The organism is Microbulbifer sp. (genome assembly GCF_051659245.1).
GTDB lineage: Bacteria > Pseudomonadota > Gammaproteobacteria > Pseudomonadales > Cellvibrionaceae > Microbulbifer.
Window position 1 is genome coordinate 63,812 of the sequence record NZ_JBOFOC010000139.1, and the last position, 11,696, is coordinate 75,507.

An 11,696-nucleotide genomic window follows, 5' to 3' on the forward strand; every position below is an offset into this window, starting at 1 on the left:
GCGCATCCACCAGAAGCCGGCTGCTCGAGTGGTGGATGCGCTTCGCTTATCCCCCCTACATCGGGCCAATTGCGCTTAACTTAGTGCCATTGGGGCGCTATCTCTCTTCATGATTCCCGCTCAAATCGGCCTGTCGAGGCTGCAGTGGTCACCTTAGGCAGAAAGGTCAACATAGGAGAAGGTTTCGTAGGAATCTCCGTACATGGTCGGCAAAAAATAGGTGAAAAAATTCATAAAATTCATCGGCGAACTAAACAAGTACTCGCCAAAATTTGGGTCAAAGAAGCGGATTTTGCTAGCAAATACTCTGTAGGCCATCGCGTGTCCGCCGTTTTCCCCACGTATATAAACGAGCATATTGCGGTTGATTTCGCCATTTGCCATTCGATCTGCATGGGAGAGAATCTCTACTGGATTCAGATCAACATCCTTTTGGCGGCAAAGAACGATGAGATCGTTCTGACTCTGCAATTGTAAGTCAAAATAATTTGGCCCATGGTTCAAGTTACGGTTTCCAGCAACCAGAGTCATCAATGCATCAACATTTACCCCGCGATAAACCGACCTGCCGTTTCTGACGCTCATATAAACGCCATAATACTGTCCTGGGTCGAACCCTCTTCGAATAAGCTTCAGATACTCGAGCGAAATCGCCCAGCAGACGCCCCTGCCCACTATTGGCCGGCACTCGGGCATATTCTGGTGAAAGCGCCAGCCGAGCTTCCCGCCATATTTAGTGGCAGCATTGAGCACCTTTATATGCGCTTCATAAAAGGGATCAGCCATTGTAAGTTCTCCATAATATTATAATTTCCATTTACTGACGCCTTGCGTACCTGAAGCACGGAAAGATGTCAGAAAGTGATTAGCCGCCCCAACCTCGCCGGGGCGCCGGGATTAACACAAATTATTCTGCGGAAAATTTCAACCCAGAAAAATACCGCAGCGGCTGCACTGTTGGTGAGCAGTACACGGTTATTGTGCTATCCGCTGACCGGACAGCACCGTGAGCCCCGGGAGGTTAAACCCCAGGCCCAACAACCGGTCATACCTATAGCACCATTCAGTCTGATTGGTAGAGGTTATAAGTAAAGCTATCGACCCGCCACCCAACAGATGTCGGGTATACATAAACGACCCCACGTGCTAATGCCGGGCTATCAATCTGAGGCACTCAGGGCGGGCACCATTTCGCCGGGTGACCCGCTGCCATCTATCCGGCAATTGTCCCGTGACCAGGAAATGAACAGCAAGACGGTCGCAAAGGCTTATCGATGGCTGGAACGCGATGCGGTCATCCAGCGGGGGTTGTCGGGGCACCTTTGTCCAATCCCAATGTCGCGGCCGGCCGCGATCGCCGAGCCCCAGCCGGGCAACGACTCGCGCCATCCATGGCGCTCCCGGAAAATTTGTCGCGGCCATGATCCGCTCCCACAGCAACCAGAGGCTTCGCGGAAGGCTCGATTCAGTAGAGGGGATAAATGGGAATTTCAAATGGCGCCTATATAAACATTGCATTGAGCCTACTCATTGACAATCAGCACCGTACAGGGTACTGACTGCCGACTCCCAAATAGAAAAATGTGAAACACTCTACACTCCTGTCTCTACCCGACATTTACCGGGTTGCCTACGCCCTTCCTCATCACTTAATATCCTGATCTGAATACCGCAAGCAAAACAACTAAAACTATATGAAGCTTTACACACCCTTCATGGCGAACCTGGCCTACAGCGGATTGTGGACACGAAACTTGTGCGGCAATGACAGCACACTACATCCGCCACGCAAAGAAAAGAAAGGCAGCCACCCTTCCAAGCGGGCTGGCTAAGAAACTGGAAAGTCTTTATCTCTACTCTGCTTACGACTTTTCTTTTAGAAAGGTCAGGAAGATTCGTGACGATTTTGCCATTTGGTCATACGGTGGTGTTGACCAGGATCAAGCAATTAGAGATTGGCTTGAGAACAATAGCTTAACCTACAGCCAAACCAAATCCATGGCGATAGAACAGCGCATAGAAATGTAAGCGGAGATCCTAATGAATGTTAAACGTCTGGCAGAATCGCACCATGGATATCAGCAATGGAGCTTTTCTCAAGCACATATGTCAACCTGGATTCACTACCGCAATATGGGGATCTGCGCAAGTCTGGTCGCACACTGGATACGGGATCACGCGAATGGCGATAGTCTGGTCAACGAACTGGGTTCAGGTGGGGTTGGCCCTCTAAACATCAAAAAACTCCGAGAGATTGCCCATGATCAGCGCAAGTGGAGGACGCATGGGGAATTTTCGCAGCATGAACGAATCTCCCTTTGGCTGAGCCATTATGGCATTGACGACCTGAGGACGAGTGCTAATTTCAAAAGGGTTGCTCGAATAGACTATAGCTATGGAGGACGGGTAATTTGGTCGAAGCCACCAGGTAATAAACGGTCGTATGAAGTTGCCAGTGGCCGCAGTTTTCGCCCAATGATCGAAAAGGAAATTACTGATACTCTTGAGGGGTATCAAAAAAGCTGCTATGCCAGAGTCGCATTTGGCAATCGAATGTTTGGACACTCGATTGCGGTGTGGCTGGGCCAGCCAATAGGGAATTCGCGGGGTGACGCCTGTTTTTTTGACCCCAATTACGGGGAATACTGGTTTGAAGAAAAACAGGATTTTTTTAAATTCTTTAAGGCGTTTTATCGTGCAAAGTATAAGCACTTCCCCTGTTATTTTGGCCATCGCTGGTATGTTGCACCCTGTGCAAAAAAGGTTTAGACAGCGTATCCCTGCCGGCTCCGCCTCCTGTGAGGGGACGGAGGCGAATGGCACTGACTTAAGCCCCGAGCTGCTCCCACCCCCTGAGGATTGCACTGTAGGAGCCTGCTTGCAGGCGAACATTCCCGGTACCCTGCCGCGACCTCAATTCGTCGGGCACATCCTTGTGCCCAACCCTTCGGGCAGCTTCGCTGCGTCAAATCGCTCCAGGCGATTTGATCGCCTGCAAGCAGGCTCCTACAGGGGGATTCCGCTTAACTTAGTACCATTCAAGAGTACCATTCAAGTCGGGATTCGCTATTTTTGTCGGGCCGAAGGCGCCGTGAATACCTGGAGCGGCCGGACCGGGCAAAGCGCAGCGTGCCCATCAAAGCCGGGGATGATGGGCACGTCGCTACGCTCCGTTGACTCGCGCCATCCATGGCGCTCGCCCGCTTCGCGGGCGCCTGCGGCGTCCAAATCGGCAATCCTGCCGATTTGTGCCCATCCTACGGATGGCTGCAACGCTTAAGTCAGTGCCATCCGGGACGGAGACTCCAATTGTCATACTGCGGGGGAGCTTCCGTCTATCCAGAGTGAGTTCCGCAGATTCGCGCCTCTTGCTTACTCGATAAAACTTCCCGCATTTAGCTGCGGCCCGTCTGAAAATACCACGCGCTCGCCGCTTTGCAGATCTATAGCCATCACCGCGTCCCCGGCATTGAGCACAAACAGGAGATCCTTCTCCGGGTCCAGGCTCGCCAATGTCGGCGAATCCACTGCGGGTCCCTCGCCGAGCAGAGAACCGCTCTCTGGGGAAAGGCCCAAGATCACACTGCGATCACCGGATGCCAAGTCCACGGCAATGACCATACTGTTGGAAAAGTCCGGTATTAAAGCGCGATGATTGACGCTATCCACCACAACGGATTCGATATCACCAAAACCCGGACCCGCTCCAACCAGAGCGCCTGCGTTATCCGGGTCCGCCCCGGACAATACCGCGCGGTCGCCGGTCTCCAAATCGATAGCAATCAAAGCGTCGTTTCCGCCATCGACCAACAAAGCCCGATTATTCCCGGCGTCCAGCGCTATGCCTTCAGGTCTCTGTATTTCAGGTCCGCTGCCGATCAGCGCGCCGCCGTTGTCCAGGTCGTTTCCTGAGATTATCGTTCGGTCCCCGGTGTCCGGATCTACGGCAAAAATCCCTTTCACCTGGAAGTCTGTCACCAGGATGCGATTGTTCCCGGCGTCTACGGTCAGCGCGCGCGGATTTGCAAATCCGGGGCCGGCACCACGGGTGTTATCGGAGAGTATCGCGCGGTCGCCGGTGGTTAAATCCACGGTATAGACGGCGCGGTTATCGAAATCGGTGGCCAACAGACGGCTGTTGCCGCTATCCAGGGCGGAAAACCGCAAGCTGGAAAATGCTGGACCTGTGCCCTTGTCACCGCCAGAGAATATGGAGCGCTCACCGGTGCTGACATTCACTGCAAATATCACATCAAGCGCTTGATCGGTGGTGAGTAAGCGATTGTGAAGCGGATCGACATCAATACTGCCCACGGAGGATGAAATGTCCGGGCCCGTTCCGATTCGCTCATTGACCAGTTTACGGCTGGCACCAATCAAATCTACAAATACCAGCCCATGTCTTCGGTCCACCATCAAAAGGCGGTTATTGATGCGGTCAATTTCTAGGAAAGACGGCGAATTGACGAGGGTTCCGAGACCCACCATCTCGTCCTTTATATTTATCCCCCCGGAGAAAATCTCGCGATTGCCGGTCTCCAGGTCTACGGCGAAGATTCTTCCGGCGGTGCCTGCACTGTCAGCAACGAAAGCGCGATTGTTCGCAATATCTACGGCGACCGCCTGGGGCGACCCGAATCCCGGCCCGGCGCCTACAAGGGCGCCCCCCTGACTGGAATCTTCACCGGAGAGAACTGAACGTTGCCCGGATTCCAAATCTACCGAAAATAGTGCAGCATCAAAATGAGGGTCGGTAACCAGGACACGGTTATTGACGCTATCAAAAGTCAGCGAGGTCGGGAAGCCGAATTCCACCCCGGAACCATTGCCTTCGCCGGAGAGAATAACCCTGTCACCGGTGGCCAGATCCACCCCAATAACGGCGTCCAGTCGCTCATCCATTAACAACAGGCGATTGTTGTCTACGTCGAGAGCCGCAGCCGAAGGAAATTCCAGGGTGGGCCCCGCTCCTATCAAGACACTGCCGTTGTCCGCGTCTGTACCGGAGAGTACTTCGCGGTTACCAGTGGTTAGATCCACGGAAAATAGGCTGTCGGTACCCGTGTCTGCTACCAATACGCGATTGTTGAGGGCATCCAGGGCCACGGCATTGGGACTGGAAAATGCGGTGCCGGCGCCAATCTGTGAGCCTTCGTTCTCCGGGTCTGCGCCGGAAACAATGGTTCTTAACCCGGTATCCAGTTCCACCGAAACCAGGCTGCCCAGCTCCGGGTCAGCGACCAATGCTCGGTTATTTGCACTGTCGAGGGCTGAGGTGGAGGGGAAAACCAATTCAGGATCTGTTCGGGAAATAATTTCCGCGCTGGCGGCAGTCGTATCGGTATTCAGCGTATCCCGGGTTTCGATGTTCAGCGTATTTTGCCCAAATTCCAGAGGAACAGCGGCCTTCCAGGTGGCAAATCCATCCTCGCTCACCGCCTCGACGCCATTTACGCGTACCGAAGTAATATCGCTGCCGTGCGCATCCTTTGCTGTGCCGCGCACCAGAATGGTATCGCTCGTGGTGAGACTGCTGGGAAGTGGGAACTGAATGGTGGCCTCCGGCGCGGTGTTATCTGCCCGTGTGGTAACCAGAAACTCACCGTTGACGCCGCCAATAGAGAGTACCGCTACGGTACTGGCAGACAGCGCATTCGCAGACGTCACACGAACCTGTACGGTTTGGCCCTCATTGACCGTGCCAGCTTCAGCGGAAAAATCGCCTCCATCAATGGCGTATTCACCATTGGATATGGAGATCGGTGCGGCAGTGTTAATTCCAATCACCGTAATCGAATCGGACACAACCCGTGTATTCAGAGCCGCGTCCACTTGCGCGGCAAATGAGAATACATCGGGCGTGGTATCCGCAGGCTGCTCATCAGTGGACACATCGGCAGAACCGCCGCCTCCGCCGCCGCAGGCTGTAAGGGCCGTAATCAGTGCAATCCCCAACAGCAGGCCCCAGTTTTTATTGTTGTTCTTCATGCCCGGTTTCTCCCGGGAGTGATCCCGCCTATTTTTCTGCTGCACCAAAGAGGAACCAAAGAGGAGCATAAGTTTCTTGAATTTGTCACTGCGACACCTTATATGAAAGACTGAACTTTTAGTGCTGGACAGTAGCAAAGGCTTTCATACACGGGAACCCTACATATGTAGGGTATGGGTGTAAGAAGAATAAGCCCCTTCTTGCCCAGGTCCAGCAGCAGCCCAGGTTTAGCCGCAGTTTGCCGGCGACGCCGAGTTACCGTCCGATCATGCTGAGTGCGCCCTGAGTTCCGCGTACCGCCTGATAACCTGCTCGTTTTTCTCCCTTTACGCCCCCTGGCCCCCGTGCCAAGCCGGTAACCTGCCCCGGCACGCGGCACAGCGTCTTGAATCCAACGGTCGGGTTTCGGTATCAGGTGAATTCGGTTTCAAGTCCACAAGCCCGGATAGCCATCCTTGCCAAAGCCTTGGCGCGTGCCACCGCTGCGCGTGCGGTCATTCTGATCAGCCTGGCCATTCCCATCTCTTCTCCCGGTTCCTTTGCCTTGCTCCCCTTGCCCGCGCAGCCTTCGGCAATCGTCGTCCTACTCGTCCCAAGCCGGCGCCATGCGCTCGGCCTGCTCTTCGCGAACGTCATCGATGACGGCCATCAGGTCCCCGACGTCGGCGCTGGTGGTGTCATGCTCGAAATGCCCGGTAAGGGCGCTGTCCGGGTGCAATCTACCCGCCTCAAAAAGCGCCCAGATCTCCTTGCCGTAATCGGTAGCCAACAGTTCCGGGGCGAAGCGGCCGAAATAGGCGCGCATATTGTCGACGTCGCGCTCCAGCATCATGGCCGCGTTGTTGTTGCCGGCTGCATCCACCGCCTGGGGCAAATCGATGATCACCGGGCCATGGCGGTCCACCAGCACGTTGAACTCGGAAAGGTCGCCATGTACCAGGCCGGCACACAGCATACGCACGACGTCGGCCATCACCTGGCCGTGGTAATCGCGGGCCTGCTCCGCGCTCAGCGTGACGTCATCGAGACGCGGGGCGGCGTAGCCCTCGTCGTCGGCCACCAGCTCCATCAGCAGCACGCCATCGACGAAGCCGTATGGCTGGGGGACGCGCACGCCGGCCGACGCCAGCCGATACAGGGCATCGACCTCGGCATTCAGCCAAGCCTGTTCCTGCTCCTTCTGGCCGTAGCGGGTCTTCTTCGACATCGCCCGGGCGCGGCGGCTGTTGCGCATCTTGCGGCCTTCCTGGTACTGCACCGCTTGCTTGAAGCTGCGCTGCCTGGCTTCTTTGAAGACCTTGGCACAGCGCAAGTCGTCGCCGCAGCGGACCACATACACCTGTGCTTCCTTGCCGCTCATCAACTGGGCGGTGACCTCGTCGATCATGCCGTCGTCGACCAGCGGTTGTAATCTCTTGGGTACTTTCATGGTTCTTGGTAGTCAGCCCTCTCTGGTTCAGGTTCTATTGAAGATCGCCGAGCAAAGCGCAGGCCGTTTCAGATGACTCTACGGGCGCGGAGCGAGGTCCGGTCGATCGCGCTGCTCGAGGTCGCCATACAGGGCCAGGGCACTGAAGCCGTGCTCGCCCAGGGTATCGGCGACTTCCCGGGTCTCGCGCCTGGTGGTGCAGAATACCACGCTGGGCTCGGGGCAAGGGGCGATAGGTGGCAGGTGAGCAGCAATCGGCACAGCGCCCCGAAACCGTGCTGGCTCGCCTGCCAGCCGATGGAAGTGCTGGCGAATGCCGGCACTGTCGCAGGTCGAGGCGACTTTTGATCGTCGGTGGAGGCGATCCGCTGGCCGGGTCGGGCCGCGCTAGGCCGCGCGACCGCCGATCCTTGTCGCTCTTACCGGTGCGCCAGCGCGTAGTCGACCGCCGCACACACCGCGACAGCCTGCGCGGCATTGCATTGCCCGGGAGTCGCGCGGGGGCTGTCGGGGTAGACCTCGGTGGTGGTTTTGTAGGGGGCGCTGGTGATGCTCGCGCAAAGAGCGAGCTCCTTGAGCGGGTACTCAATGACGCCCGGCGCGACCACCGGCGAGCCGATGATCTCGCCGTTGCCATCGGCCGGGGCGATATGAGTGACCTGCTCCACCGCCGCGATCACCGCCTGCTGGAACCCGGGCTGGGGGTTCTCGCTGTCGTCGACCAGATAGAAACCGTCGGGAATCTCCCCCGGCTCGAACGGCTTGCCGTCGCGGGCGGCCAGCGCGGGGCGGAACTCGGTTTCGTCGGTATCGGTGGTCTCGTGCAGGTCGATATGCACCAGCACACGATCGCGGACGGGCGCCACCAGTCGCATCAGCGCCGCCGACTCCTCAGCCGGACTGCCATCGCGGAACGAGCGGTTCGGGTCGATCGCGTGCGGGTTCCAGCGATGGATGCGCTCGTAGCCCCAAGGGCTGACACAGGGCGCGACCAGCAGGTTGACGCGGTCTGCGTAATCCAACCCATGCTGTTCGACGAACTGCAGCGCACCGTGTACACCGCTGGTTTCGTAGCCGTGCACGCCGCCCGTCACCAGCACGACGGGCAGGTCGTCGCGCCAGTCGCGGCTGCGGATCGCAAACAGCCGATAGCTGTCGGGGCCATAGTCCAGGCGGCCGTACTCCTCCACGTCGAAGCTCGGGCGCAGGCGCTCGATCACGCTCAGTACGTCCGCCTCGTAGCTGCGTTGACGGGGCTGTCGCGACAACCACTCGGCGCGTTCCGCGTCGCCCCAGGGAGTGCCGGGTGTGCCGACTGGATAGGGGGCGGGGGGCGTGTTCATAGTGCTTGTTTTCCGGTGATGAGCGAGGGCGGTATTCTACACTCCGAACAGCCCCAGCTGGCCGTCCACCAGACTGTCAAAATCCAGTTCTATGAAGGGCAATATGGCATCGGCCACCGGCTTGAGCTGCCTGTCGATATAGTGCTGGTAATCCATCGGTGACTGACGGTGATCCACTGGCTCCGGGCCATTAAGGGTGATCACGTAGCGAATCCAGCCCTTGTTCTGGTAGCGGGGTGCCAGCCCCTGCTGGCGACGCATATCGTCAGCCAGTCGCGCCGCGCGTACATGGGGTGGCACGTTTTTTACGTATTGCTCCAGCTTGCGCCTGAGCCGCTTGCGATACACCAGCTGCTCGTCCATGTCCCCCGCCCGGGTTTTCTCCACCGCCTCGCGGATATAGTCGGACGGATCTTCCCCCTGGAACACCATCGCGTAGAGTTGGGTCTGGAACTGCTTGGCCAGGGCGGTCCAGTCGCTACGCACTGTTTCCAGGCCCTTGAATACCAACTTTTCCTCGCTCCCTTTTTCCTCGCTCCCTTTTTCCTCGCTCCCTTTCACCACCAGACCCGCATAGCGCTTCTTGGAACCGGCCTCCGAGCCGCGAATGGTGGGCATCAAAAAGCGCCGGTAGTGGGTTTCAAATTCCAGCTCCAACTCGCACTCCAACGCCAGCTCTTCTTTGAGCTTGTGACGCCAGCGCCCGTTGATCTCGCTGGCCAGGCCCTTCCCGATCGCATCAGCCTCTTCGAGGCCGGGCTGGCCGCTCAGCCAGACAAAGGTGGAATCGGTATCGCCGTAGATGACCTGGTGGCCCAGCTCCTCTATCCAGCGGGCAGTCTGCTGCATGATCTCGTGACCGCGCAGGGTGATGGAGCTAGCCAGGCGCGTGTCGTAGAAACGGCAGCCCCCTGAACCCAGCACGCCGTAGAAGGAATTCATGATGATCTTGATGGCCTGGGAGCGGGCGGCGTCCTGCTCCCGCTTGGCGATGTCCCGCTGCGCCCAGAGGTTGGTAATGATGTCCGGCAGGAAGTGTCGATCACGGGAAAAGCGCGCGCCGCGAAAACCGGGGATGGCATCGTCATCCGCCAGGCCCTCGACCAGTCCCATGGGATCGATCTTGAAGGTGCGGATAATGCTGGGATAAAGGCTCTTGAAATCCAGTACCAGCACGTTGTCGTAAAGGCCCGGCCGGGAGTCCATCACATAGCCGCCCGGGCTGGCCAGGCCACCGTCGGCCGGCAAGTTGGGAGCCACATAGCGGCTGCGGTGTAGCCTGGGCAGGTAGAGGTTGGTGAAGGCCGCCACGGAGCCGCCACTGCGATCCAGCTCGAGGCCGGTGAGCTGGGCCCGCAGGCGCAGGTAATCCAGCAGCCGGGTGTGCTGGAAAATGTCCCAAACCAGGCGGCAGTCCTCCAGGTTGTAGGCGGCCAGCTTGGGTTTGTTATGGCGAAAGTCGTGTTCAATCACCGCCAGGCGGTTGTCCACGTCTTCGGTATCCTTGCCCCTGCCCAGCAGGGTTTGTGCCACGAACTCCAGGCTGAAGCTTTCAAAGTTGTAGGTGGCGCTCTTCAGTCCGTCGATGCCGTCCAGTACCACCCGGCCCGGCAGCGTCACAAAGCCCTGGCCGCCTTCCCGGCCATCCCGCCAGCGGGCATCAGCGCCACCACGCCCCAGCTTCAGGCGCAGGCCGTGGCGCCCGGCCCTTTTCAACAGCAGCCGAAAATCAAAGTCCACCACGGACCAGCCGATGATGATATCCGGGTCCAGGCATTTGATCCTGGCCTCCAGCGCTTTAAGCAGGGCCCGCTCGTCGTCCACCCAGTAGATGGCGGTACCGGCACTCTGCGGCTGGCCCTCCGCTAACCCCACCATTAGCACCTCCTCCACGCCATCGCCGTAGAGACCGATGGAATACAGCTCGCACTGGCCGGAGCACTCCACGTCCAGGGAAACCACCTTGAAATCCGGCTGCACCTCGGCACCCTTGAGGCGCACCTGGCGATATTCCGTATAGCCGTCTTTGGCTTGGGCCAGACCGTCAAAGTAGAGGCCACCCCGGGCAAAGCGCTCCATCAGGTAACGGTCGTGGAGACGAAAATCCCCTTCCAGCACGTCGATGCCGCGATTTTGCAACAGGGTTTGGGCCCGGCGGTGGGCGTCGATAGTGGGAAAATACAGCATGGCCGCTTCCTCGCGGCCAAAGGTCTGGAAGCCCAGCTGCTGCCAATCGTAGGGCACGCCGGCCAGAGCCTCGGTCACCTGGGCGCGGTCCGCTACCTTCACCATAAAGACAGGGCGCTCTCCTTCAATGACCAGCTTGACCGGGCCCTCGGGCGTGGCCAGCCAGTAGTGGATACAGGTGCTACCGCGCTGATCAAAGCTGTGGCGGCTGAGGAGAAATCCTTGAGGCAAGAGGCTGTACTGGGTTGAGGATTGGGTTGGAGATTTGCGCTATTCTACTGGATAAATGCACAGATATCAGCAATCGCCAGAGCTGGATGAGAGGGCTCTGGCGGCCTGCCTGGCCTATGTCGACCTCAATCCGATTGCGCAAGAATGGCAGAGACACCGGAGGAATCGGCACACACCTCCGTCAAACAGCGTTCCTGTCTGCCACAAAAGTCAGACAACCGGAGAATCTGTTTCTCTCCACTGGCAATCCCCGCAACGCCATGCCCGAAGAGCTACCCTGCCGACTGCAGGATTACCTGGAACTGGTGGACTGGAGTGGGAAGCTTTTGCGCGAAGGCAAGCGCGGGGCCATTGACGAAAGCCTACCACCCATTCTAGAAACCCCAATGTTGCATAAATTTCCGGCATGTAGCACCAATAACGCTATAAATGTAGGGGTTTAACGCCATTTAAGCGCTGTCGGAGAACTTCACCGACGGTGAACTCTTGCGACAGGCAAAATAAGCTGATTTTTTTC

9 protein-coding genes are annotated in these 11,696 nt (G+C 57.7%); 3 read left to right on the plus strand and 6 right to left on the minus strand.

All coding sequences use genetic code 11. The features are described from left to right. Window positions 1-153: 153 nt before the first annotated feature. Window positions 154-786: a YopT-type cysteine protease domain-containing protein gene (locus ACRC0P_RS14295; RefSeq protein WP_438631976.1), complete on the minus strand. Its 633-nt coding sequence runs from the start codon at window positions 784-786 to the stop codon at window positions 154-156. Between the two features lie 363 nt (window positions 787-1,149). Here ACRC0P_RS14295 and ACRC0P_RS14300 point away from each other — a divergent pair, with 363 nt between their 5' ends. From ACRC0P_RS14300 to ACRC0P_RS14310, 3 genes are all read left to right on the plus strand, one after another. Beyond that, window positions 1,150-1,509 (plus strand): GntR family transcriptional regulator, encoded by a 360-nt coding sequence (locus tag ACRC0P_RS14300; RefSeq protein WP_438631977.1) that lies wholly within the window; start codon window positions 1,150-1,152, stop codon window positions 1,507-1,509. 255 nt (window positions 1,510-1,764) lie between these two features. Further along, complete coding sequence (locus ACRC0P_RS14305; RefSeq protein ID WP_438631978.1) at window positions 1,765-2,028, plus strand: hypothetical protein; 264 nt, start codon at window positions 1,765-1,767, stop codon at window positions 2,026-2,028. Window positions 2,029-2,040: 12 nt separating this feature from the next. Beyond that, window positions 2,041-2,769 carry a YopT-type cysteine protease domain-containing protein gene (locus tag ACRC0P_RS14310; protein WP_438631979.1) on the plus strand — a complete coding sequence of 243 codons (729 nt, stop codon included), beginning with the start codon at window positions 2,041-2,043 and terminating at the stop codon, window positions 2,767-2,769. A gap of 603 nt (window positions 2,770-3,372) precedes the next feature. On the opposite strand, the gene ACRC0P_RS14315 is transcribed toward ACRC0P_RS14310, so the two are convergent. From ACRC0P_RS14315 to ACRC0P_RS14335, 5 genes are all read right to left on the minus strand, one after another. Next, complete coding sequence (locus ACRC0P_RS14315; protein WP_438631980.1) at window positions 3,373-5,988, minus strand: hypothetical protein; 2,616 nt, start codon at window positions 5,986-5,988, stop codon at window positions 3,373-3,375. 584 nt (window positions 5,989-6,572) lie between these two features. Further along, window positions 6,573-7,418 carry a PA4780 family RIO1-like protein kinase gene (locus tag ACRC0P_RS14320; protein WP_438631981.1) on the minus strand — a complete coding sequence of 282 codons (846 nt, stop codon included), beginning with the start codon at window positions 7,416-7,418 and terminating at the stop codon, window positions 6,573-6,575. 78 nt (window positions 7,419-7,496) lie between these two features. After that, entirely contained in the window at window positions 7,497-7,628 is a 132-nt protein-coding gene (locus ACRC0P_RS14325) for a hypothetical protein (protein WP_438631982.1), read from the minus strand. 209 nt (window positions 7,629-7,837) lie between these two features. Next, the gene (locus ACRC0P_RS14330; RefSeq protein WP_438631983.1) at window positions 7,838-8,761 is read right to left on the minus strand and encodes a M14 family metallopeptidase; all 924 of its coding nucleotides are present in this window, start codon (window positions 8,759-8,761) and stop codon (window positions 7,838-7,840) included. 36 nt (window positions 8,762-8,797) lie between these two features. After that, window positions 8,798-11,179: a DNA polymerase II gene (locus tag ACRC0P_RS14335; protein WP_438631984.1), complete on the minus strand. Its 2,382-nt coding sequence runs from the start codon at window positions 11,177-11,179 to the stop codon at window positions 8,798-8,800. Window positions 11,180-11,696 lie beyond the last annotated feature (517 nt).

What these genes read in the sequence shown, in the direction of transcription:
- ACRC0P_RS14305 (WP_438631978.1), top strand. Translation starts at nt 1,765, where the DNA reads ATGACAGCACACTACATCCGCCACGCAAAGAAAAGAAAGGCAGCCACC.
- ACRC0P_RS14320 (WP_438631981.1), bottom strand. Translation starts at nt 7,418, where the DNA reads ATGAAAGTACCCAAGAGATTACAACCGCTGGTCGACGACGGCATGATC.
- ACRC0P_RS14300 (WP_438631977.1), top strand. Translation starts at nt 1,150, where the DNA reads ATGCCGGGCTATCAATCTGAGGCACTCAGGGCGGGCACCATTTCGCCG.
- ACRC0P_RS14295 (WP_438631976.1), bottom strand. Translation starts at nt 786, where the DNA reads ATGGCTGATCCCTTTTATGAAGCGCATATAAAGGTGCTCAATGCTGCC.
- ACRC0P_RS14315 (WP_438631980.1), bottom strand. Translation starts at nt 5,988, where the DNA reads ATGAAGAACAACAATAAAAACTGGGGCCTGCTGTTGGGGATTGCACTG.
- ACRC0P_RS14330 (WP_438631983.1), bottom strand. Translation starts at nt 8,761, where the DNA reads ATGAACACGCCCCCCGCCCCCTATCCAGTCGGCACACCCGGCACTCCC.
- ACRC0P_RS14310 (WP_438631979.1), top strand. Translation starts at nt 2,041, where the DNA reads ATGAATGTTAAACGTCTGGCAGAATCGCACCATGGATATCAGCAATGG.